This is a genomic window from Sphingobium sp. DC-2 (assembly GCF_000722555.1).
Taxonomy (GTDB): domain Bacteria; phylum Pseudomonadota; class Alphaproteobacteria; order Sphingomonadales; family Sphingomonadaceae; genus Sphingobium; species Sphingobium quisquiliarum.
This window is the reverse complement of record NZ_JNAC01000026.1, coordinates 42872-64271: the sequence shown is the minus strand read 5'-3', so window position 1 is coordinate 64271 and position 21400 is coordinate 42872. Positions and strand designations below refer to the sequence as shown.

Below are 21400 nucleotides of genomic sequence, written 5' to 3'. Positions count from 1 at the left end.
AAAAGGGGAACGTCCATGGTCGAAAGCCACGCAGCAACAGCCATTCTGCCGCAGCCGCAGGCGGAAGCAGAGGCCGGACAGCCGCATCATGCGGTCCATTATGTCAACCGCGTCGGCTGGCTGCGCGCCGCGATCCTGGGCGCGAATGACGGCATCGTCTCGACCGCCAGCCTGCTGACCGGCGTTGCCGCATCAGGGGCAAGCCGGGAAACCATATTGCTCACCGGCATCGCCGCCCTGCTCGCGGGGGCGATGTCCATGGCGGCGGGCGAATATGTGTCCGTCAGCGCGCAGGCGGACACGGAACGCGCCGACCTTGCCAAGGAAAAGAAGGCGCTGCTTCATCAGCCCGATGAGGAATGGCGCGAACTGCGCGACATCTATGTCGAACGCGGCCTGACCCCCGATCTGGCGGGGCAGGTCGCGCGCCAGTTGATGGAAACCGATGCGCTCGGCGCGCATGCGCGGGACGAGCTTGGCATTTCGGAGGTCAGCACCGCCCGCCCGGTGCAGGCCGCGCTCACCTCCGCCGCCACCTTTGCCGCGGGCGCGATCGCGCCCGTCATCGCGTCCGCCGTCAGCCCGCAGGGGCTTGCCGTGGGGGCCGTCATCGCGACCTCGCTCCTCTGCCTTGCCGTGCTCGGTTATGCCGGGGCGCGGCTGGGGGGAGGGCGGCGGCTGCGCTCCGTCGCCCGCGTCCTGTTCTGGGGCGCGCTCGCCATGGGCGTGACGGCGGCGGCGGGCAGGCTTTTCGGCGCGGCGATATGATGGCACTCTCCGCCGCCATTCAAGAGAATCCCTCAAGGAGACGATCATGACCGAGATTCAGCAAATTCCCCTGAAAACGATCAAGGGCGCCGACGCCAGCCTCAACGACTATGCGGGCAAGGTCGTGCTGGCGGTGAACGTCGCCTCCAAATGCGGCCTGACTCCGCAATATGAAGGGCTGGAAAAGCTCTACAGCAACTACAAGGACAAGGGGCTGGTCGTCGCCGGTTTCCCCGCCAATGATTTTGCGGGGCAGGAGCCGGGCAGCAATGAGGAAATCGAATCCTTCTGCACCACCAATTTCGGCGTCGATTTCCCGATGTTCGAAAAGATCACGGTGACCGGCCCGGAAAAGCACCCGCTCTATGCCGCCCTCACCAGCCAGCAGCCCAAGGCGCAGGGGGAAAGCGACGCCTTCCGCGAAAAGCTGAAAGGCTATGGAATGACCCCGACGGAAGAACCGGAAGTTCTGTGGAATTTCGAAAAATTCCTGATCGCGAAGGATGGCACCGTCGCGGCCCGCTTCGCGCCCGGCACCACGCCGGACGATCCGGCGCTGGTTTCGGCGATCGAGGCTGAACTGGCCAAGTAACCGATCGCCGCACGCCGTCCGCGCCGCCGCCCATGATGCCGCCCCAGATCGGACCGGTGCTCGAAGCGCTGGGCATCGTCGGTATCTTCGTGTTCGCGGCGTCGGGCGCGCTGGCGGCGGCGCGCCTGCGGCTGACGTTGGTGACCTTCGCCTTCTTCGCGCTGATCACCGGGGTAGGCGGCGGGACCGTACGCGACCTGCTGATCGGAGCGCCCGTCTTCTGGGTGCATGATGCGATACCCGCCGTCACCTGCATGGCCGCTGCGCTGCTGGTCTGGTTCACGCCCCGCCGCTTGTGGAGCGGCCGTGCGCTGGACTGGCTCGATGCCGTGGGCCTCGCCGCCTTCGCCGTGTTCGGCGCGGCCAAGGCGCTGAACTACGGCATCCCGCCCCTCGTCGCCGCGATGATGGGCGTCGTCACGGGCTGCGTCGGCGGCATCATCCGCGACCTTCTGGCGCATGAGCCGTCCATCCTGCTGCGGCCCGAACTCTATGTGACGGCGGCGGCGGTTGCGTCCGGCCTGTTCGTGCTGCTGCGCTGGTGCGGGCTGGATGTGCCGGTGGCGGGGCTGGTCGCCGCCTTCACCGGCTTCCTGCTGCGGGCGATCGCGATCCGGCGGGGCCTGGGATTGCCGGGGTACAAGGGATAAGACTCGCCCCAAAGCGCGTCACAGATCACCAGCATCCGTTCATCCTGAGTAGCCATTGAGCTTGCCGAAATGGCGTATCGAAGGATCAGCAGTTGGTAGCCGCTTCGACACGGCGCTTCGCAGTTCAGCACCTACTCGGCACCAACGGTCCAACCCCACCCCGTTCGCCCTGAGCCTGTCGAAGGGTCCGCCGAACGCAGTGAGGCGTCTTCGTCTCCGCTCAGACAAGGGCTTCGACAAGCTCAGCCCGAACGCTTGGGGGGCGAGCCTATTGGTCAGGGTTTAAAGCCTACCGAGTGCCCCGCAGGAACAGGGCTGGGCTAACTCAAAAAAGCTGAACCTGAACAGGAACCGTCCGGGCTGAGCGTGGCGAAGCCCACCCCTTCTCTCCAAGATGGCCGAACCCACAGACAAACGCGAACGGACACGCCGGAAAGCGTCTCCCCAACCCTCATCCCCGCCACAAGGCCGTCAGCAGCCCCATCAATCCCCGCTCATCCGCCATGCCACGCGGCGCGCCAAAGCTCCGGCATTCCAGACAGTCGGCCCGCACGCCAGCCCCGCTGACCAGCGCGCGCACATCGGCGATGGCCTGCATCGCCCAGCGGCGCTGGATCATCGCCTGACGGCTCAGCATGTCGCGCGGAGCGTCGGCATCCTCGTCCCGCTCGGTCATGGATTGCAGGAACTCGACGAACTTGTCCGGCTCCTTTTCGATGCGGTAGGTGCGCGCCGCCTTGGGATCGATCTTCGCCAGTCTCGCCGCCTCGGCAATCGCCTCGTCCAGCCCGCCGAAGCGGTCGACCAGCCCAATCTGGCGCGCCGTGCCGCCATCCCATACCCGGCCTTGCGCGATCGCGTCGATCTGCTGCGGCGACTTGTTCCGCGCCTTGGCCACCAGCCCGACGAAGCGGCGGTAGATATCCTCGACCCCCATCTGCATGATGCGGTCGAATTCCGGCGTCGTTCCGCCCGCCAGATCGGGTTGCCCCGACAGCGGCGTCGTGCGCACGCCGTCCGTGGTGATGCCCATCTTCGCCAGCGTGCCTTCAAAGCTGGGCAGGATGCCGAACACGCCGATCGATCCGGTGATCGTGTCCGGCTCGGCAAAGATCATGTTGGCGGGCGTCGATATCCAATAGCCGCCGCTCGCCGCCACATTGCCCATGGAAACGACGACGGGCAGGCCCTGCTGCCTGGCTTCCATGATGGCGCTGCGGATTTTTTCGGAGGCCATCACCGATCCGCCCGGCGAATCGACGCGCACAACTAGGGCCTTCAGATCCTTTTCGGCCAGCGCCTTGTAGAGCAGGGCCGAAATCGTATCGCCCGCCGCGCTTCCCGGACCGCGTTCGCCGTCCACAATGTCCCCGGCGACGGTTAACAGGCCGATCTGGCCATTATTGGCGGGCTGATGCGCCTTCGCATAGCTTCTGAGGTCGATGGCCGCGAAGTCGCCCGCGCGTTCGTCTGACGGTTCGCCCGCCACCTGCGCCACCCGCTCGCCGAACGCCGCTTCATCGCCGAGCCGGTCGATCAGGCCCGCCGCCTGCGCTGCCTTGGCCAGATTCCCGCCCGCCGCCGTCGCCGCATCCACCGGATTGCTGGCATAGGCGGCCAGCTTGGCACGGGGCCGCGCTTTCGAAATATCCTCCTGCCACTGCTGCCACAGCGCATCGGCCAGCGCCTGGTTCGCCTGGCGCGCTTCGGGCGACTGGTCGGAACGGATGAACGGCTCGACAAAGCTCTTGTAGGTGCCGACGCGGTAGACATGCGTGTTGACGCCCAGCTTGTCGATCAACCCCTTATAATAAAGGCCCGATCCGCCCCGGCCCATGATTGCGACGCCGCCCAGCGGATCGACCCAGCTTTCGCTGGCATGGGCCGCCAGTTGGTAGCTGTCGTCGCTATAGATGGTGGCATAGGCGAACACCGGCTTCTTCGCCGCGCGCACCGCGTCCAGCGCCTTGCCCACCCGCGCCAGCGCCACCTGACCGCCGCCCATGAAGCCGTCCAGGTTCAGCACCACGGCCTTCACCTTGGCATCGTCCTTCGCCGCATCAAGCGCGGTGATGATGTCGGACAGGCGATATTCCCGCATCTGCGATCCTGATCCGGACAGCAGGGCGAACGGATCGACCTCAGCGGGCTGCTCCACGATCGTTCCGTCCAGCTTCAACAGCAACGCGCCGCTGCTGACCGCGCGCGCGGGCTTGGGCGACCATGACAGGGCGGCATAGAGCAGGCCGAAGAACAGGAGCAGGAACAGCAGGACCAACCCGTCCTTGATCGCGACCAATATGCGCCACGCGGCCTTTACGAATGCCAACTCGCCGTCTCCCTGTTCCTCGATCCGCCCACAGGCCATCCGCGCTATCGTATCGGCGGGCCGACTGCAATGTGGGGGCAGGGGTGGCCTTCGCAAGCTTGCGCCCATGATTTCACCCGCTATGGGAGGGCGTAAATTGTCGCTCTAGTGCAGGAGACGCGCCCCATGCCCACTCTCGTCCTCATCCGTCATGGCCAGTCGGCCTGGAACCTGGAAAACCGCTTCACCGGCTGGTGGGACGTGGATGTGACGGAAAAGGGGGCGGAGGAAGCGCGCGCCGCCGGGCGGTTGATGGCGGAAAAGGGGCTGGACTTCGACCAGTGCTTCACCTCGCTCCAGACCCGCGCGATCAAGACGCTGAACCTGGCGCTGGAGGAAATGGGCCGCCTGTGGCTGCCGGTGGAAAAGGACTGGCGGCTCAACGAACGTCATTATGGCGGGCTGACCGGCCTCAACAAGGCGGAAACGGCGGCCAGGCATGGCGACGCGCAGGTCAAGATCTGGCGCCGCAGCTTCGACGTGCCGCCCCCGCCGCTGGAGGCTGGCAGCGAGTTCGACCTGTCGAAGGACCGCCGCTATGCGGGCATCGCCATCCCGGCGACCGAATCCCTCAAGGACACGATCGCGCGCGTGCTGCCCTATTGGGAAAGCCGCATCGCGCCGGAATTGAAGGCGGGCAAGCGCGTCCTCATCTCCGCCCACGGCAACTCGCTGCGCGCGCTGGTCAAGCATCTGTCGAACATTCCCGATGACGAGATCACCGAACTGGAAATCCCGACCGGCCAGCCGATCGTCTACGACCTGGCCGACGACCTGACGGCAAAGGACCGCTATTACTTGTCGGAACGCTAATCGCGCCTGCAACCTCCGTTCGTTTCGGGCGTGGCGGGGAAACAAGGAGCCTCACATCCCGTTTTCCGGCAGGCTCGAAACGAACGCAGGGCATGATTTAACCACATCCCGCATTGCCCCCCGGCACCCGCGGCGCTAAGGGGCTTTGCTTTCCGCGCCATCAGGGGAAACAAGCGCGCATGACCGGAGAAAGCGCCGCCGCCGTCGGCATCATCATGGGTTCGCGGTCCGATTGGGACACGATGCGCCACGCGTCCGAAACCCTGGAAGCGCTCGGCGTCGCCCATGAATGCAAGGTCGTGTCCGCGCACCGCACGCCCGAGCGCCTCTATGATTACGCGACCGGCGCGGCGGGGCGGGGGCTCAAGGTGATCATCGCCGGGGCGGGGGGCGCTGCCCATCTGCCCGGCATGGCCGCGTCCATGACCCGCCTGCCGGTGCTGGGGGTGCCGGTCGAATCCAAGGCGCTCAAGGGCATGGATTCGCTCCTCTCCATCGTCCAGATGCCCGGCGGCATTCCCGTAGGCACGCTGGCGATCGGCAAGCCCGGCGCGATCAACGCCGCGCTGCTCGCCGCCGCCATCCTCGCCACCACCGACGAAGCTCTCGCCCAGCGCCTCGACGCCTGGCGCGAAAAGCAGACGAGCGATGTCGCGGAGACTCCCGAATAAGATGACGATCGTCCCGCCCGGCTCCACCATCGGCATCCTCGGCGGCGGCCAGCTTGGCCGGATGATCGCCATCGCCGCCGCGCAGCTTGGCTATCGCACCCATATCTACGCGCCGGAGGAAAGCGGCCCCGCCGCCGACGTGTCGCCCCGCTGGACCCGCGGCGCCTATGAGGACGCGGCCGCGCTCGCCGCCTTCGCCGACAGCGTCGATGTCGTCACCTACGAGTTCGAGAATATCGATCCCGCCGCCGTCGACGTCCTTTCCAGCCATGGCCTCGTCCGCCCCGGCGCGCACGCCCTGCGCATCGCGCAGGACCGCCTCGCCGAAAAGCGCTTCGTCCAGGATCTGGGCGGCCTCACCGCGCCTTTCGCCCCGGTAGAGAGCCTCGACGACCTGGAGCAGGCCATCGCCCTCATCGGCAGCCGCGCCATCCTCAAGACCAACCGCATGGGCTATGACGGCAAGGGCCAGGCCCGCCTCAACGATCCCGGCGATGCGGTGGGCGCATGGAACGCGATCGGCCGCCAGAGCGCCATCCTCGAAGGCTTCGTGACCTTTGACGAGGAATTTTCCGTCGTCCTCGCGCGCGGAGCGAATGGCGAAATACGCTTCTGGGACTCCGCGGCCAACGTCCATGTCGACGGCATCCTCGCCACCTCCACCGTGCCCGCCGGTCCCCGGATCGAAGCGCAGGTCGAGGCCGCCCGCGCGCTCGCTGCCCAGGTCGCCGACGCGCTCGACTATATCGGCGTCCTCACCCTGGAATTCTTCGCCAGCGCCGACGGTCCCGTCTTCAACGAAATGGCCCCGCGCGTCCACAATAGCGGCCACTGGACCATCGAGGGCGCGGTCACCAGCCAGTTCGAAAATCACGTCCGCGCAATCTGCGGCCTGCCCCTGGGCGAAACCGGCCTCGCCGCCCGGCGCGTCGAAATGCGCAACCTCATCGGCGCCCAGGCGAATGAGTGGCAGGCGATCCTGTCCGATCCCGCCAGCCACCTGCACCTCTATGGCAAGCATGAAGCCCGCGCGGGCCGCAAGATGGGCCATGTGACCCGCCTGACGCTATGAGCGCCGGGCCGGACATCGTCCTCGTCCTCGCCCGCGCCGACAATGGCGTGATCGGCAAGGATGGCGGCCTGCCCTGGCGCCTGCCCGCAGACCTCAGGCATTTCAAGGCGCTGACGCTCGGCCATCCCATGGTCATGGGGCGCAAGACGTTCGACAGCCTGCCCGGCCTGCTGCCCGGCCGCCGCCATATCGTGCTGACCCGCGATGCGCAGGGGAGGGGGGAGGGCGCTGAAATCGCCCATGACGCCGCCAGCGCCATCCGCATCGCCGCCGCATCGCCGGTAATGGTCATCGGCGGCGCGGAAATCTACCAGCTGTTCCTGCCGCTCGCGACCCGGATCGAACTGACCGAAGTGCATATCGATGCGCAGGGCGACGCCGCGATCCCCTATCCCGATCCCACGGCATGGCAGGAAACCGCCCGCGCCGATCACCCGGCGCAGGGGGATGCGCCCGCCCACAGCTTCGTCACCTTCCACCGCCGGACCGCCCCGTGATGCCGCATTGCCAGCGGCTGGGCTGCTGCCTATAGGCTGGCACGATGGAGCGGCTGGAGAGCGGCGCCCCGATCCCCGCCCATCTGCGCGGGAGCATCATGGCGCTGGGCAATTTTGATGGGTTTCACCTCGGCCATCAGGCGGTCGTGGGCCGCGCGGCCGCTCGTGCGCGGGCGGAGGGGCGGCCGGTCATCGTCGCCACCTTCGACCCGCATCCCATGCGCCTGTTCCATCCCGACGCGCCCTTTTTCCGCCTCACCAGCCTTGATCAGCGGGCGGCGCTGTTCGCCCGCGCCGGGGCGGACGCCATGCTGGTGTTCGGCTTCACCCATCAATTGGCTTCGCTCGAACCGGGCGAATTCATTCGCCTGCTGGCAGAGGATATGGGCGTGGCGGGCGTCGTTACCGGAGAGGACTTTACCTTCGGCAGAGGGCGCAGCGGCACCGTGGACCTTCTGGCGCGATCCGGCGCGGCAATCGGCATCAGCGCCGAAGCCGTCCCCGCCGTCACCAACGAAGCGGGCGAGGTGGTGTCGTCCAGCCGCATCCGCGCGGCGCTGCGCTCAGGCGATTGCGCCACCGCGACCCGGCTCCTCACACGCCCCTTCGCCATTCAGGGCACGGTTCAGCATGGCGACAAGCTGGGCCGCACCATCGGCTTTCCCACGGCCAATATCGACCTTGGCCATTATCTGCGCCCCGCCTACGGCATCTATGCGGTGCGCGGGCTGCTGCCGGACGGCCGCGTGCTGGACGGCGCCGCCAATCTCGGCATCCGCCCCAGCTTCGATCCGCCCAAGGAATTGCTGGAGCCGCATTTCTTCGATTTCAGCGAAAGCCTCTACGATCAGTGCATAGAGGTGCAGCTGATCCACTTCCTCCGCCCCGAAGCGAAATATGACGGGCTTGACGCGCTCACCGCCCAGATCGCGAAGGACTGCGACGCCGCACGGCAAATCCTTGCGGGAACGCCGCACGTCGCGTAGGGCGCACACTCCATATATCACTCCGTTCGTCCTGAGTTGCCATTGAGCTTGCCGAAATGGCGTATCGAAGGATCAGGCGTGGCGCGGATGCTTCGATACGGGTCTTCGCCAAGCTCAGTCCCTACTCAGCACGAACGGTCCTTTCAGCGCCGGACCGAAGATGACCGACCAGCCAGACTATAAAAGCACCGTATTCCTCCCCGTCACCGGCTTTCCGATGAAGGCCGGTCTGGCGCAGAAGGAACCGGCCATTCTGGCGCGCTGGGAGGAAATGGACCTGTACGGCAAGCTGCGCGAGCGGCGGAAGGGCCGCGAACGCTTCATCCTCCACGATGGCCCGCCCTACGCCAATGGCGACATCCATATGGGCCACGCGATGAACAAGGTCTTGAAGGACATCATCGTCCGCAGCCAGTCGCTGCTGGGCAAGGACGCGCCCTATGTCCCCGGCTGGGACTGCCACGGCCTCCCGATCGAATGGAAGATCGAGGAGGAATATCGCAAGAAGAAGCAGAATAAGGACGAGGTTCCGGCGAAGGAATTCCGCGCCCAGTGCCGCGCCTATGCGGACAAATGGGTGGGCGTGCAGAAGGAGCAGTTCAAGCGCCTTGGCGTCATGGGCGACTGGGACGATCCCTATCTCACCATGAAGTTCGACGCCGAAGCTACCATCGTCTCTGAACTTCTGAAATTCGCGGAAAGCGGCCAGCTCTATCGCGGCGCCAAGCCCGTCATGTGGTCCCCGGTCGAAAAGACCGCGCTGGCCGAGGCGGAAGTCGAATATGAGGATATCGTCTCGACCCAGATCGACGTGGCGTTCGAGATTGTCGAAGCCCCGAACGCGCCGGAACTGGCCGGCGCTTATGCGGTGATCTGGACGACGACGCCCTGGACGATCCCGGTCAATCAGGCTTTGGCTTATGGGCCGGAAGTTGAGTATTCGATTGTTGAAGTGAGCCTCGGCGTATCTGATGCTGGCGATGGTAATCTCTCGCTCGAGCAGCAGCGTAACCCGCTGATGCAAACTCTGAACTTCAAGCGCCTGCTAGTGGCGAACGAACTCGTCGCTAAGCTTCGCGCCCGAATGAACAACGATTTGCGCGATAAGAGCACACAGCCTGAAGTTTCGCTCAATGCCCATTTGAAGGTGCTTGGTCAGGTCAAAGGCTCCCAACTTGCCGGAGCCGTCGCCCGCCACCCGATGCACGCCCTCGGCGGCTTCTTCGCCAAGCCGCGCCCGTTCCTCGCGGGCGATTTCGTCACCACCGACGCAGGCACCGGCCTCGTCCACATGGCCCCCGACCATGGCGAGGACGACTTCACGCTCTGTAAGGCGAACGGCATCAACCCGGTCTTCGCCGTCGAAAATGATGGCAAGTACCGCGAGGACTGGGCCTGGCTTGGCGGTCAGGGCAGCGTCATCAACCCGAAGTTCGTCAGCAAGGACGGCCCGATCTGCACCGACTTGGCGCTGGCAGGCGGCCTGCTCGCCGCATCCGACGATTTCAGGCACAGCTATCCCCATAGCTGGCGCTCAAAGGCGAAGATCATCTTCCGCTGCACGCCCCAATGGTTCATCCCCATGGATCGCCCGATCAGCGACGGCATCATGCCCCGCTGCGCCGAGGAAGAAGCCATCCTCGCGCGTCAGGGCAATGGCGCGACCCTGCGCGGCACCGCCCTCGACGCGATCGAGAATACCCGCTGGGTCCCCGAACGCTCGATCAACCGCATCCGCTCGATGGTGGAAGGCCGCCCCGACTGGGTGATCTCCCGCCAGCGCGCCTGGGGCGTCCCCATCGCCCTCTATGTCCATCGCAAGAGCGGCGAATATCTCGTTGATAAGGCAGTCAATCAACGCATCGTCGAAGCCTTCCAGCAGGGCGGCGCTGACGCATGGTTCGGCGCTGACCATCAGGCGCTGCTCGGCCCCGATTACGACCTCGCCGACTATGAAGTCGTGAACGACATTCTCGACGTCTGGTTCGACAGCGGCTCCACCCACAGTTTCGTGGTCGAAGGCCGCTATGGTGAGGGCGTGCGCGCCGACCTCTATCTCGAAGGGTCCGACCAGCATCGCGGCTGGTTCCAGTCCTCTCTGCTCGAATCCAGCGGCACGCGCGGCCGCGCGCCCTATGACGCGGTGCTCACCCACGGTTTCGCGCTCGACGGGCAGGGCCGCAAAATGTCGAAAAGCCTTGGCAATGTGGTCGATCCGCTCAAGGTGATCGCTGAAAGCGGGTCCGACATCCTGCGCGTCTGGGTCGCCAGCACCGACTATTTCGATGACGTCCGCATCGGCAAGGAAGTGCTTGCCGGTTCCTCCGACGCTTACCGCAAACTTCGCAACACTTTCCGCTACTTGCTTGGCGCTCTTTCCGACTTTTCTGATGAAGAGAAGCTGCCGGTTGAGGAGATGCCGGAACTGGAGCGCTACATGCTCCACCGGCTCGCCAGGCTGGATGCGGACCTCAAGGCCGTGGTCGATAAAAAGGCGGGCAGCGAAAATTGGCTTGAGTTCAGCCGCTATACCCGCGCGCTGTTCGATTTCGCCAATAGCGACCTGTCGGCCTTCTTCTTCGATATCCGCAAGGATTGCCTCTATTGCGATGCGAAGTCTGATCCCAAGCGCCGCGCCTATCGCACCGTGCTGGACAGGCTTTTCCACGCGCTCGTCCGCTACGCCGCGCCGATCATCCCCTTCACTGCCGAGGAAGTATGGCAAAGCCGTTATCCAGACCCTCAGGAAAGCGTGCATTTTCTGGAATGGCCGGAAATCGATGCCGCCTGGCTGGATGATGGACTGGACGACAAATGGGCCGAAATCCGCAACCAGCGCGATCAGGTCAATGAAGCGATCGAACCCCTCCGCCGTGAAAAGATCGTCCGCTCCAGCCTCGAAGCGGACGTGACCATGGGCCAGCTCGTCCCGGTCGGCGACGTCGATTTCGCCGAGATCGCGATCGTCGCCCGCGTCGAAATGGGGCAGGGGGACGGCATCATCGTCAAGCCCAGCGACTGGCACAAATGCGGCCGCTGCTGGCGCCTGCTGCCCGAAGTCGAGGAAGACGGCACCCTCTGCAACCGCTGCGACGAGGTGCTGGGCAGCTAGATTGGATACTGTGCTCCTGCGAAGGCAGGAGCCCGGTCCAAAGGCTCAGGCTGGCGAACGCCGCAGACGAAAAACTTTCCTGTCCTACAGGCGCCTGCATCGGCTATAGGCTGCGCCCTGTTGCCTGTAGGAAGTGAAATAGGAAAAAAATGGCGCTTTTTTGGGGTTCTCTCGTGTCACCTATGTCACCCAACTCCTGGCGGGTGGACCGCTGATGGCGGCCGTCAATCACCGTCCGCTGGGGCTGACCGTCGCGATCGTCACGCTCGCACTCGACCAACTCATCAAATACACCGTCACCTATCCGCTCGCGCTCAAGAGCCGGATGGACGAAGGAATTGAGATCCTGCCGATATTCCGCCTGCGCTGGCTGGAAAATCGCGGCGTGTCGATGGGCTTCTTCCACGCCGACACGGACATGATGCGCTGGATTCTGGTGGGCATGACCATGCTCATCGCCACCTTCGTCGGCGTGTGGATGTGGCGGGAAAAGGCGCGGCAGGATGTCGCGGCGCTGGGGCTGGTGCTGGGCGGCGCGATCGGCAACATCGTCGACCGCGTGCGGCTGGGCTATGTGGTCGATTATGCCGATCTGCATTTCGGCGAATGGCGGCCGTTCCTCATCTTCAACCTGGCGGACGCCGCCATCACCATCGGCGTGCTGATCCTGCTTGCGCGGGCGCTGCTGCTGCGCGAGAAGGGCGCAAAGACGGAGTCACTGAACTGATGCGTAAACTGATCCTTGCTGCCGGCCTGGTTTCCACCTTGTCCGCCTGCGGCTCTTCCGGTCTCTTCAACCGCGATCGCCCGGATGAATTCGCGGTTTCGCGTCAGGCTCCGCTGGTGATCCCCCCCGATTACGCACTCGTCCCGCCCGCGCCCGGCACGCCATCGGCTGCGGCCGTGGATTCCAGCCGCGCCGCTATGGAGGCCATGTTCGGCGGCCCCGCGCCGCGCAGCGCGACCGAAGCTGCCGCTCTTAATGAGGCGGGACGGGCCAATGCCGCCGCTGGCATCCGCTCCTCGGTGGGCGATCCGGCCACCGAAGTCGTGGACAAGGGCGCAACCACCCGCGACATCATCGCCGCGCCCGAAGGCGACGGCCAGGATGCGCGCGCAACCACCCAACCTTGATTTAGAAGCGGTCCCTGGCGCGCTGCGTCAGGGACTTAGCCGCCTTCTTCCACAAAGGCCTTGAGGCGGCCCAGCGTACCATCCCATTGCGCGCTGACGGCATCCAGCCAGTCGCGCGCCGCGTGGATCGCCTCAGGCTCCATGACAAAGCGCGCCTCCCGCCCAACCCGCGTCCGGCGAACCAGCCCCGCACCCAGCAGAACGTCCAGATGCTTGGCAAGCGCCTGACGGCTGATCGGCAAAGGCTCGCCCATCTGCGCAATGGACCGCGCCTTTCCATCCGCCAGCCGCGCGATCAATCCCAGCCGCGTCGGATCACCCAGGGCAGCAAACAGACGGGCAGGCGAATCACTGCTCTGCATAGTCGCGAATATTGCGCACCTGCTCGGCCCATCCGCCCTCATTATCGCGCATGACATTACCCCGCCGCGCCTCCGGCACCTTGTCGAAACCGCTTTCCGTTACCGTCAGCCGCGTTCCATTCCCATGGGGCTCCAGCAGAAATTCAACCAGCGTCCATTCGGCAATGGCGACACCGCTATCCATCAACGCCTTGTCGCCACCCGTCGCAGGCCATTCAAAGACAAAGCGCCGCATAGGTTCGATCGCCACAATCCGCGCTTCCCAGCGATAGTCCTCATAACCGGGATAGGTCATGTGTCCGGTAGAGGCTTCGCCCACCTTGAAGGGCTGGTCGAGTGCGACCTGGAACCAGCTACCGAATTTTCGATGGTCGATCAGCGCGTCCCATATCTTTTCGACCGGGGCAGCGATCTCGATTGTCTTGATGATTGAGTCAGGCATATATGCAATCTCCAGGTTGCATATTGTCCCTTCAACAGTTGAAATGCAATAAGGAGCAGGAAAGCCATGTCCGGCAAATTCCATGTGATCACGGGGGGACCCGGTTCAGGTAAAAGCAGTTTGATCCGGGCCCTTGCCGGTCACGGCATCGGCCATATGCCGGAGGCTGGACGCGCTATCATTCAGGACCAAATGGCGATCGATGGTCCCGCTCTGCCCTGGCGCAATCAGAAGGCGTTCGCCGAAATGATGCTGGCATGGGACCTGCGTTCGTACAGGGAAGCACAGGATCGACAGGGCTCCATCATGTTCGATCGCGGCATTCCAGACGTGATCGGCTATCTCACGCTCTGCGGCATATCGGTCCCTGATCATCTGCGCCGCGCTGCCGATCTATGCCGCTATGACCGGCTGGTCTTCCTCGCGCCTCATTGGCCCGCTATTTACCGGCAGGATCAGGAACGCCATCAATCACCCGGCGAAGCTGCCGCGACCTGCGCTGTCATGCGTGAGGTCTATCGCTCTCTCGGCTATGATCTCCTGCCGCTTCCCCTGGGATCGGTCGAAGAGAGGGTCGCTTTCGTGAAGTCGCGCATCGGCGATACAGCCACTGAGACAGCAAATCAGGCGCGCGCTTCGCCTCCGATTGCAGCGCTGTTGTGACGCAGGGCCGTCAGAACCGTTTCGACGATCGCGGTTGAATCCAGGCGTGCATCCGCATATTGCTTTTCCGGCTTGTCCTGATCCTGGAAGATATCGGGCAGGCGCATGGTGCGCAGCTTCAGCCCATTGTCGATGAGGCCAAGGTCGCTTGCCAGGGTGAGCACATGCGCGCCCAAACCGCCGATCGCGCCTTCCTCGATCGTGACGGCAACCTCATGGGTGGTCAGCAGGCGGCGGATGAGCGCTTCATCCAGCGGCTTGACGAAGCGAAGATCTGCGACCGTCGTGGAAAGCCCTTTTGCCTCCAGCGCTTCGGCGGCCTTCATGGCTTCCTCCAGACGCGTGCCCAGCGACAGGATCGCGACCTGACGCCCTTCGCGCACGATCCGGCCCTTGCCGATCTCCAGCCGCTGGGGCGTTTCCGGCAGGGGCAGGCCGACGCCATTTCCGCGCGGGTAGCGCAGCGCGATCGGACCGCTGTCGTGCAACGCGCATGTGTGGACCATGTGGATCAGTTCCGCCTCGTCCGCTGCCGCCATCACGACCATGTTGGGCAGGGTGGCGAGATAGGTGATGTCGAAACTACCCGCATGAGTCGAGCCGTCCGCGCCGACCAGCCCGGCCCGATCAATCGCAAAGCGCACCGGCAGGTTCTGGATGGCGACATCATGCACGACCTGATCATAGGCGCGTTGCAGGAAAGTCGAATAAATCGCGCAGAAGGGGCGCATGCCCTGCGCCGATAGCCCAGCGGCGAAGGTCACCGCGTGTTGTTCCGCAATGCCGACGTCGAAAAAGCGGTCGGGGAAGGCTTGCTCGAACTTGTCCAGGCCAGTGCCTGACGGCATGGCGGCGGTGATGGCGCAAATGGTTGGATCGCGCTCCGCCTCGGCGACCAGCGCCTTGGCGAACACGCTAGTATAGCTGGGCGGACCAGGGGGCGCTTTGGCCTGTGTTCCGGTGATCACATCGAATTTCTGGACGCCGTGATATTTGTCCGCTGCCGCTTCCGCCGGGGCATAGCCCTTGCCCTTCTGGGTCACGACATGGACGAGGCAAGGACCTTCGGCGGCGTCGCGGACATTTTCCAGAACGGGGATCAACTGGTCGAGATTATGGCCGTCGATCGGGCCCACATAGTAGAAGCCCAGTTCCTCGAACAGCGTGCCGCCCATCGCCATGCCGCGCGCATATTCATCCGTCTTGCGCGCCGCATTGTGAAGCGGACGGGGCAAGTGCCGGGCCAACCGCTTGGCAAGACCGCGGAGCCCCAGAAACTCCCGGCTGGAAACAAGCCGCGCAAGATAGGCGGAGAGGCCGCCGACCGGCGGGGCAATCGACATATCATTGTCGTTCAGGATCACGACCAGGCGATTTCCGGCGTCGCGCGCATTGTTCATCGCTTCATAGGCCATGCCCGCCGACATGGCGCCGTCGCCGATCACCGCTATGCCCTTGCCCGGCTTCCCTGCGAGCTTGCTGGCGATCGCAAAGCCCAGCGCCGCGCTGATGGAGGTGGAACTGTGCGCCGCGCCGAACGGATCATATTCGCTTTCCGCGCGCTTCGTGAAGCCTGAAAGGCCGCCTCCCTGCCGCAGTGTGCGGATGCGGTCGCGGCGGCCGGTCAGCACTTTGTGGGGATAGCATTGATGGCCCACGTCCCAGACCAGCTTGTCATTGGGGGTGTCGAACACGTAATGAATGGCCGTCGTCAGCTCCACGACGCCCAGGCCCGATCCCAGATGGCCGCCAGTCACCCCAACGGCGGAGATTACTTCCTGCCGCAATTCATCCGCCAGCTGATGCAACTGCTCTGGTTTCAACTCGCGCAGTTCAGCGGGCCAGTTCACCTGGTCCAGAAGCGGCGTGGCGGGGCGATCATTCATGAAAGACATATACTCCAAGCGCGCTAGGCTCTTAACGGTGCCGGCGCAACGGTCCGTTCAGGCAGCGCATTTGGCGCAGGTGCCCAGTATCTCGATCACGGGGCGTTCCGGGAGGAAGCCTTCATGTTCCGCCACCAGCCGCACGTCCCTTGTCACCTTGTCGTCGTCGACATGGGTGGCTTCCTTGCAGCTGCGGCAAACGAGGAAGATGCAGTCATGATGGCAGCCGGGGTGGGCGTTGGCGATATAGGCATTGGCGCTTTCGACGCGCATGGCGATATTGTTCGCCACGAACAGGTCCAGGATGCGGTACACGCTGTTGGGCGCGACGCGCTTGCCCCGCGCCTTGGAAACATTGTCGGCGATATCATAGGCGGAGGCGGGCTTTTCTTCCGCCGCCAGCGCATCGAATATGGCGGCGCGCATCGGCGTCCACTGTTCGTTGCGCGCTTCCAGCGTCACGCGGGCCGCATCGGCCAGGCTTGCTCCGGTCGGCTCATGATGGTGGTGGTGATGCTCGGCCATGGTCCTAATCTAGGCGTGGGGGCGTCCGGGGGCAAGCATGGCCTGTCAGGCTCGCCAATAGATCCATGCCGTCCAGATCCAGCCTGCTATCATCAGCGTTCCGCCAATCGGCGTGACCGCGCCAAGCCAGCGCGGCCCGCCCATCGCCATGATATAAAGCGTCAGAGCGAAGATGGCCGCGCCGGTCAGCAGCATGATGGCGGGTCCCCGCGCCATGTTCATGATGCTGATCGCAGCGACGGCGTGGATCAATTGATACAGCCCGCCCGTGCGCAGCCATTCCGCCGCTTGCTGGCTGGAAGCGCCATGCGCGCCGAATGCGCCCGCGCCGATCGCGAGCGCCGCTGACAAGGCCGCCAATATACCGATCATGCCCTTTCCTCTCCTTCCCCACGCGTCAGCAGCCGCATCCGCCGTCCAGGCCGGAACATCAGCTCCTTGGCCGCGAGCAGACTGCCCTGTTCGGTCTGCACCGTCAGCCTTTGCTCGTCATTCTGGCGATATTGGCGCTCGACCTCCTCAATCTCGCCCTGCGGGACACCCAGCGCCTCCATCGCCTGCACACCCATGCAGATGGCCGATTCGAACACCTCTCGCACGACGCCCGCCAGGTCCATCTTGCGCAATTCGAGCAACTGTCGCCGGTCGAAGGCGCGCACTAGCAACGCGGCTTGCGGAAAAGCCTCGGCAATGGGTTCGAGCGTCCGCTTGTCGAGTGACGGATCGTCGATGCAGAAGGCAATCAACCGCGCATCTTCCGCGCCAGCCCTGCGCAACAGGTCCATGCGCGTGCCGTCTCCATAATAGACCTTCATGTCGAAGCGGCTGGAAACCTCGATCTGCGAAGGCTTCTTGTCGATCAGAACCACGCTGAAGCCATGGCCCATCAGCATCTGCGCAACGGTCTGCCCAAAGCGGCCGAAGCCAACGATGATCGCGGTCCCGCGCTTTGCTTCCTCCGGCCCCGCCAGGCCTGAAACATCCTTGGGCCGGGCAAATTCCAGCCTGCGGGCGAACAGCATGAGAAAGGGCGTGGTCGCCATGGAAACTGTCACGATCGCGCTGAACAGGCTCGCTCCCTGCGGCGCGATCAACAATGCATTCTGGGCCTGCGCGAACAGGACGAAGCCGAACTCGCCGCCCTGGGAAAGCAGCAGGCCAGCGCCGATGGCGGGGCTCCACTCCATGCCGAACAGGCGGGCAAGGCCAGTGATCAGCAGCGTCTTGGTGATAACCAGCGTCATCGCCATGTCGATGACGAAGAAGGGATTGGCGGCTACGGCCTGAAGATCGAGCACCATTCCGACAGCCAGGAAGAAGAGGCCCAGCAGGATGGAGCGGAAAGGTTCGACGTCCGCTTCAATTTCATGCCTGTAGGGCGAATCGGCCAGCATCACGCCTGCGACGAAAGCCCCTAACGCCGTCGACAGGTGCAGCGCGTGCATCAGCGCGGCGGCGGCAAGGACGGTGAACAGCCCCACCGCCACGAACAGCTCGCGCTCGCCCAGCCTGCCCACCAGGCGCAGCAGGGGGCGCAGGATGAACCGCCCCGCCAGCACCAGTCCGGCGATGGCCGCAATGGTGGACGCGGCCAATACCCACCCCGGCGGCCCGGAGGCATCGGCCGGATTGCGCGACAGCGCGGCGACGATGGTGATCAGCGGGACGATCGACAGGTCCTGAAACAGGAGGATCGAAAAGACTTTCTCCCCAAAGGGTGAATTGATGCGGCCGCTGCTCTTGAGGCTGGGTAATACCTGCGCGGTGGATGACAGCGCCAGCGGCAGGCCCAGCGCGATCGCCGCGCCCCAGGTGAAGCCGGTCGTGTAGAATATGATCGCCGTTAGGGCGAGGCCGCACAGGACGACCTGCGCGAGACCAAGGGCGAAGATATCGCGCTTGAGCCGCCACAGCCGTGCCGGATGAAGTTCAAGCCCGACCAGAAACAGCAGCAGCACGATGCCGATCTCGGCGATGGCGAGCTTCGACTCCGCGCCGCCGACAAGGCCAAGGCCATGCGGCCCGACCAGCGCGCCCGCCACGAGATAGCCCAGCACCGCGCCCAGGCCAAAGCGCCTGAACAGCATGACGAACAGCACCGCCGCGCCCAGCAGGATCACGCCTTCGGACAGCAGCATGTCGGTTGCCGAAACCGGAGGATGAGCAGCGGCCATGTTCGTGCCGGGCATCAGGCGTCCGCCATGCGCGCTGCTTCTGCAATCGCCTCAAACCCCAGGCGAATCGACGCATGCCGTGCCGGATAGCCGCGCGCGGGCGCCAGAACGGCAAGGCCGGGCCAAAAGTCCAGATCCTCGCTGCGGCCAGCCAGATAATCGGTCAGCTTGTCGCGCGCCTCCGCCAGTTCATCGGCAGACAGGCCGATCGCCTGCGCAGCCATCAACGCGGCGGACGCCTGCCCCAATGCGCAGGCCTTCACGTCCAGCCCCATCTCCGCGAGCCTGCCATTTTCCATTCGCACATCGGCCGTCACCCGCGACCCGCAGGTCGGTGACCGCTTTTCCACGCTCGCCTGCGGGCCGGCGAGCCGCTGATGGTGCGGAATGGTGGCGGCCAGCCGTAAGATATCCTTGTTATAAAGGGGGGCGTTCATCCCGATCCATGTAGGGCAGCTTGGATGCTTGAGGAAGGCTGCTTCTGACCGCTACCATAGATAATCTACGGCGCGGCATTCTCTTCCACGGGCGGAGGAGGCGCGATACGCGGCGGCGGCGTGCCCTGCGCCGGAACAGGCACGGGAGCGGCGGGCTCACCAGGGGGCGGCTGGCCGATCGGCAGGCGAAGCTGGTTGGGCCCGATATTCACCGAAACGCCATCCTGATCGATGCCAAGGCTCATATTGCCCAAGCCCGCTTCGGCCGTGACATTGGCGATGGCGTTGACCAGATCGCTATCCTGCTCCTCCTCCGGGACCTCTGCCGGTTCGTTGATCGCGCGGCCCATGAAGTCGCGCCAGATGCGCGCCGGGATGCCGCCGCCCGCAGCGCCGCCGGGCAAGGGGCTATTGTCGTCATTGCCGATCCAGACAGCGGTGACGAGGCCGCCTGCATAGCCCACGAAAATGGCGTCGCGGCTGTCCTGTGTCGTGCCCGTCTTGCCGAAGGTGCGGGTGCGGAGCGCCGCTGCGCTGCCCGTGCCGCGATTGGCGGCGGAAGACAGGAGGTCGCGGATCATTTCGAGCTGATCGTCGCTAAACCGGCGCTGGCGGCCCATCAGCCGGTCTAACCAGCCCTGTTCCTCAGGTGGCAGGCCGTGGGCCAGCACGGGATAGGCCCCGGCCGCGACCGCCGCATAGGCTTCCGCCAGTTCCACCAGCGGGATTTCCGATGTGCCGAGCGCAAGGCTGAGATCCTCGGTCAGCGGAGCGGTAATGCCCAGATCGCGCGCGACCTTGATGACATTGTCCACGCCGACCTTCTGGGTCAGGCGCACTGCCGCGACATTGCTCGATGCCGCGAAGGCCTGGCGCAAGGTGATCTTGCCGCGATATTTGCCGCCATGATTGGCCGGGCGGTAGCTGCCGGTGGTAATCGGCGTATCATCGATCATGTCCTCCGGCGTCATGCCCGCGCGGAAGGCGGCAAGATAGACGAACAGCTTGAAGGTCGATCCGGGCTGGCGCTTCGCCTGCACGGCGCGGTTGAAGCTGCTTTTCCGGTAATTCTTGCCGCCGACCATCGCGACCACGCTGCCGTCGGGCTTCATCGCGACCAGCGCCCCTTCCGCGCCGCCCAGCGGGGCGCGCCGGATTGCCGCTTCGGCCAGCCGCTGTACCCGCCAGTCGAGCGTTGTCGCGATCGTCTGCTCGCCATAAACGGCACCCGCCCGGTCCCTCGCTTCAGGAAGCACCCAATCAGCGAAATAGGTGCCGCTGGTGGGCTCGGCCGTTTCCCGCACATCCAGCCGGGCCGGGCGCAAGGCATTGCGTTCCGCCTTGGTGATATAGCCCGCTTCCACCATCGCCTGGGTCACCAGCGCGGCGCGGGCCCGCGCGCCCGGCAGATTGCTGGTCGGCGCAAGCCGGGAAGGCGCTTTCAACAGTCCCGCCAGCATCGCCGCCTGAGAAATCGTGAGTCGTTCGGGCTGGCGGTTGAAATAATGCAGCGATGCGGCCCTTAGGCCGTAGACATTATCGCCGAAATAGACGTTGGACAGATAGCGTTCGAATATCTGGTCCTTCGTCAGCCATGCCTCCAGCCAGAAGGCGATCAGCGCCTCCCGCGCCTTGCGGCCGAAGGTGCGGTCGCTCGAAAGGAACACGCCTTTCGCCAATTGCTGGGTAATGGTGCTGCCCCCCTGGGAGGCTCCATCCGACCAGAGATTATGCCAGGCGGCCCGCGCGATGCCGCGCGGATCGATGCCCCAATGGCTATAGAAGCGGCGGTCCTCGATGGCCATGAAGGCTTGGGGCACATGCTTGGGCAGGCCGGTCATGGTCACCGGGCGGTCGATGATCGCGCCACGGCGCGCGATCAGATGCCCGTCCGAGGACATCAGGCTTATGCTCGGCGGCGCAATGGGCTTGAGCGAACGGGACAGGGGAGCGGTGACCGCCAGCCATGCGATCATCACCATGAGCAGCGCCAGCAGCGCCGCGGCGATCCATCCCGCTATGTGCAGCCGCCTGCGCCAGGGCGTGGGCGGGGCGAAGGCGCTGGGCGGCCCCGCCCCGAATTCGCGCGCAGCATCGGAGTCGGATTGGGGAGCGGGCAGGGGGTCTCTCATCGGTCCGGCCATGCTGTATTGTTAGGATGATACAGTCAAGAGTGTGCTGATGCGGCACAATATTTCGTTAACCACGATTGTGCATGGCCGAAAAGGTAAAGAAAGCGTTAATTCGG

The 21400-nt window shown here is 64.7% G+C and carries 21 protein-coding genes; 12 read left to right on the top strand and 9 right to left on the bottom strand.

Annotated features, from left to right (window positions below; translation table 11 throughout):
* Positions 1-15 precede the first annotated feature (15 nt).
* From ET21_RS0104065 to ET21_RS0104055, 3 genes are read left to right on the top strand one after another with little or no spacing between them, the layout of a single operon-like run.
* Positions 16-768, top strand: coding sequence for a VIT family protein (locus tag ET21_RS0104065; protein ID WP_021237877.1), 753 nt, complete (start codon positions 16-18; stop codon positions 766-768).
* A gap of 46 nt (positions 769-814) precedes the next feature.
* Entirely contained in the window at positions 815-1360 is a 546-nt protein-coding gene (locus tag ET21_RS0104060) for a glutathione peroxidase (protein ID WP_021237878.1), read from the top strand.
* Between the two features lie 32 nt (positions 1361-1392).
* Positions 1393-2010, top strand: coding sequence for a trimeric intracellular cation channel family protein (locus tag ET21_RS0104055; RefSeq protein WP_030538693.1), 618 nt, complete (start codon positions 1393-1395; stop codon positions 2008-2010).
* A gap of 451 nt (positions 2011-2461) precedes the next feature.
* Here the strand turns inward: ET21_RS0104055 and sppA are convergent, their stop codons facing one another.
* Entirely contained in the window at positions 2462-4339 is a 1878-nt protein-coding gene (sppA, locus tag ET21_RS0104050; protein WP_030538692.1) for a signal peptide peptidase SppA, read from the bottom strand.
* Positions 4340-4504: 165 nt separating this feature from the next.
* On the opposite strand from sppA, the gene gpmA reads away from it, so the two are divergent.
* The 8 genes from gpmA (at position 4505) to ET21_RS0104010 (ending at position 12663) form a co-directional block, all read left to right on the top strand.
* A complete protein-coding gene (gene gpmA, locus ET21_RS0104045) occupies positions 4505-5191 on the top strand; it encodes a 2,3-diphosphoglycerate-dependent phosphoglycerate mutase (protein ID WP_021237881.1) in 687 nt (228 codons plus the stop codon).
* A gap of 179 nt (positions 5192-5370) precedes the next feature.
* The gene (gene purE, locus ET21_RS0104040; protein ID WP_030538691.1) at positions 5371-5862 is read left to right on the top strand and encodes a 5-(carboxyamino)imidazole ribonucleotide mutase; all 492 of its coding nucleotides are present in this window, start codon (positions 5371-5373) and stop codon (positions 5860-5862) included.
* Between the two features lies 1 nt (position 5863).
* Entirely contained in the window at positions 5864-6934 is a 1071-nt protein-coding gene (locus ET21_RS0104035) for a 5-(carboxyamino)imidazole ribonucleotide synthase (RefSeq protein WP_030538690.1), read from the top strand.
* Positions 6931-7431 (top strand): dihydrofolate reductase, encoded by a 501-nt coding sequence (locus tag ET21_RS0104030; protein WP_030538689.1) that lies wholly within the window; start codon positions 6931-6933, stop codon positions 7429-7431. Before ET21_RS0104035 ends, ET21_RS0104030 begins: the two co-directional genes overlap by 4 nt.
* 44 nt (positions 7432-7475) lie before the next feature.
* On the top strand, positions 7476-8417 hold the full coding sequence (locus ET21_RS0104025) for a bifunctional riboflavin kinase/FAD synthetase (protein ID WP_030538688.1): 942 nt from the start codon (positions 7476-7478) through the stop codon (positions 8415-8417).
* A 160-nt stretch (positions 8418-8577) separates the two neighbouring features.
* Positions 8578-11529 carry an isoleucine--tRNA ligase gene (gene ileS, locus ET21_RS0104020; protein WP_030538687.1) on the top strand — a complete coding sequence of 984 codons (2952 nt, stop codon included), beginning with the start codon at positions 8578-8580 and terminating at the stop codon, positions 11527-11529.
* A 214-nt stretch (positions 11530-11743) separates the two neighbouring features.
* Positions 11744-12256 carry a signal peptidase II gene (gene lspA / locus ET21_RS0104015; protein ID WP_021237887.1) on the top strand — a complete coding sequence of 171 codons (513 nt, stop codon included), beginning with the start codon at positions 11744-11746 and terminating at the stop codon, positions 12254-12256.
* Positions 12256-12663, top strand: coding sequence for a DUF3035 domain-containing protein (locus ET21_RS0104010; protein WP_021237888.1), 408 nt, complete (start codon positions 12256-12258; stop codon positions 12661-12663). The genes lspA and ET21_RS0104010 overlap by 1 nt, the downstream gene beginning before the upstream one ends.
* Positions 12664-12698: 35 nt before the next feature.
* Here ET21_RS0104010 and ET21_RS0104005 read toward each other — a convergent pair whose 3' ends face one another.
* Both ET21_RS0104005 and ET21_RS0104000 read right to left on the bottom strand, forming a co-directional pair.
* Entirely contained in the window at positions 12699-13025 is a 327-nt protein-coding gene (locus ET21_RS0104005) for a metalloregulator ArsR/SmtB family transcription factor (RefSeq protein WP_030538686.1), read from the bottom strand.
* Positions 13012-13467, bottom strand: a complete 456-nt coding sequence (locus ET21_RS0104000) for an SRPBCC family protein (RefSeq protein ID WP_030538685.1) — start codon at positions 13465-13467, stop codon at positions 13012-13014. Before ET21_RS0104000 ends, ET21_RS0104005 begins: the two co-directional genes overlap by 14 nt.
* A 66-nt stretch (positions 13468-13533) precedes the next feature.
* On the opposite strand from ET21_RS0104000, the gene ET21_RS0103995 reads away from it, so the two are divergent.
* Positions 13534-14130: an AAA family ATPase gene (locus ET21_RS0103995; RefSeq protein WP_051767997.1), complete on the top strand. Its 597-nt coding sequence runs from the start codon at positions 13534-13536 to the stop codon at positions 14128-14130.
* Here the strand turns inward: ET21_RS0103995 and dxs are convergent.
* From dxs to ET21_RS0103965, 6 genes are all read right to left on the bottom strand, one after another.
* The gene (dxs, locus tag ET21_RS0103990; protein ID WP_030538683.1) at positions 14091-16016 is read right to left on the bottom strand and encodes a 1-deoxy-D-xylulose-5-phosphate synthase; all 1926 of its coding nucleotides are present in this window, start codon (positions 16014-16016) and stop codon (positions 14091-14093) included. The two genes, ET21_RS0103995 and dxs, sit on opposite strands and share 40 nt — an antisense overlap.
* Before the next feature lie 57 nt (positions 16017-16073).
* Positions 16074-16541 carry a Fur family transcriptional regulator gene (locus ET21_RS0103985; RefSeq protein WP_021237893.1) on the bottom strand — a complete coding sequence of 156 codons (468 nt, stop codon included), beginning with the start codon at positions 16539-16541 and terminating at the stop codon, positions 16074-16076.
* Between the two features lie 45 nt (positions 16542-16586).
* The gene (locus ET21_RS0103980; RefSeq protein ID WP_030538682.1) at positions 16587-16913 is read right to left on the bottom strand and encodes a DUF423 domain-containing protein; all 327 of its coding nucleotides are present in this window, start codon (positions 16911-16913) and stop codon (positions 16587-16589) included.
* Positions 16910-18715, bottom strand: coding sequence for a monovalent cation:proton antiporter-2 (CPA2) family protein (locus ET21_RS0103975; RefSeq protein ID WP_030538681.1), 1806 nt, complete (start codon positions 18713-18715; stop codon positions 16910-16912). Before ET21_RS0103975 ends, ET21_RS0103980 begins: the two co-directional genes overlap by 4 nt.
* A 14-nt stretch (positions 18716-18729) precedes the next feature.
* On the bottom strand, positions 18730-19152 hold the full coding sequence (locus ET21_RS0103970; RefSeq protein ID WP_030538680.1) for an iron-sulfur cluster assembly scaffold protein: 423 nt from the start codon (positions 19150-19152) through the stop codon (positions 18730-18732).
* A 65-nt stretch (positions 19153-19217) separates the two neighbouring features.
* Positions 19218-21296 (bottom strand): transglycosylase domain-containing protein, encoded by a 2079-nt coding sequence (locus ET21_RS0103965; protein ID WP_030538679.1) that lies wholly within the window; start codon positions 21294-21296, stop codon positions 19218-19220.
* Positions 21297-21400 lie beyond the last annotated feature (104 nt).

What these genes read in the sequence shown, in the direction of transcription:
- purE (WP_030538691.1), top strand. Translation starts at nt 5,371, where the DNA reads ATGACCGGAGAAAGCGCCGCCGCCGTCGGCATCATCATGGGTTCGCGG.
- ET21_RS0104035 (WP_030538690.1), top strand. Translation starts at nt 5,864, where the DNA reads ATGACGATCGTCCCGCCCGGCTCCACCATCGGCATCCTCGGCGGCGGC.
- ET21_RS0104030 (WP_030538689.1), top strand. Translation starts at nt 6,931, where the DNA reads ATGAGCGCCGGGCCGGACATCGTCCTCGTCCTCGCCCGCGCCGACAAT.
- ET21_RS0103980 (WP_030538682.1), bottom strand. Translation starts at nt 16,913, where the DNA reads ATGATCGGTATATTGGCGGCCTTGTCAGCGGCGCTCGCGATCGGCGCG.
- ET21_RS0104065 (WP_021237877.1), top strand. Translation starts at nt 16, where the DNA reads ATGGTCGAAAGCCACGCAGCAACAGCCATTCTGCCGCAGCCGCAGGCG.
- dxs (WP_030538683.1), bottom strand. Translation starts at nt 16,016, where the DNA reads ATGAATGATCGCCCCGCCACGCCGCTTCTGGACCAGGTGAACTGGCCC.
- ET21_RS0103965 (WP_030538679.1), bottom strand. Translation starts at nt 21,296, where the DNA reads ATGGCCGGACCGATGAGAGACCCCCTGCCCGCTCCCCAATCCGACTCC.
- ET21_RS0104010 (WP_021237888.1), top strand. Translation starts at nt 12,256, where the DNA reads ATGCGTAAACTGATCCTTGCTGCCGGCCTGGTTTCCACCTTGTCCGCC.
- ET21_RS0103970 (WP_030538680.1), bottom strand. Translation starts at nt 19,152, where the DNA reads ATGAACGCCCCCCTTTATAACAAGGATATCTTACGGCTGGCCGCCACC.
- ET21_RS0104055 (WP_030538693.1), top strand. Translation starts at nt 1,393, where the DNA reads ATGATGCCGCCCCAGATCGGACCGGTGCTCGAAGCGCTGGGCATCGTC.
- ET21_RS0104060 (WP_021237878.1), top strand. Translation starts at nt 815, where the DNA reads ATGACCGAGATTCAGCAAATTCCCCTGAAAACGATCAAGGGCGCCGAC.
- ET21_RS0103985 (WP_021237893.1), bottom strand. Translation starts at nt 16,541, where the DNA reads ATGGCCGAGCATCACCACCACCATCATGAGCCGACCGGAGCAAGCCTG.
- gpmA (WP_021237881.1), top strand. Translation starts at nt 4,505, where the DNA reads ATGCCCACTCTCGTCCTCATCCGTCATGGCCAGTCGGCCTGGAACCTG.
- ET21_RS0103995 (WP_051767997.1), top strand. Translation starts at nt 13,534, where the DNA reads ATGTCCGGCAAATTCCATGTGATCACGGGGGGACCCGGTTCAGGTAAA.
- ET21_RS0103975 (WP_030538681.1), bottom strand. Translation starts at nt 18,715, where the DNA reads ATGGCCGCTGCTCATCCTCCGGTTTCGGCAACCGACATGCTGCTGTCC.
- ET21_RS0104000 (WP_030538685.1), bottom strand. Translation starts at nt 13,467, where the DNA reads ATGCCTGACTCAATCATCAAGACAATCGAGATCGCTGCCCCGGTCGAA.
- ET21_RS0104005 (WP_030538686.1), bottom strand. Translation starts at nt 13,025, where the DNA reads ATGCAGAGCAGTGATTCGCCTGCCCGTCTGTTTGCTGCCCTGGGTGAT.
- ileS (WP_030538687.1), top strand. Translation starts at nt 8,578, where the DNA reads ATGACCGACCAGCCAGACTATAAAAGCACCGTATTCCTCCCCGTCACC.
- lspA (WP_021237887.1), top strand. Translation starts at nt 11,744, where the DNA reads ATGGCGGCCGTCAATCACCGTCCGCTGGGGCTGACCGTCGCGATCGTC.
- ET21_RS0104025 (WP_030538688.1), top strand. Translation starts at nt 7,476, where the DNA reads ATGGAGCGGCTGGAGAGCGGCGCCCCGATCCCCGCCCATCTGCGCGGG.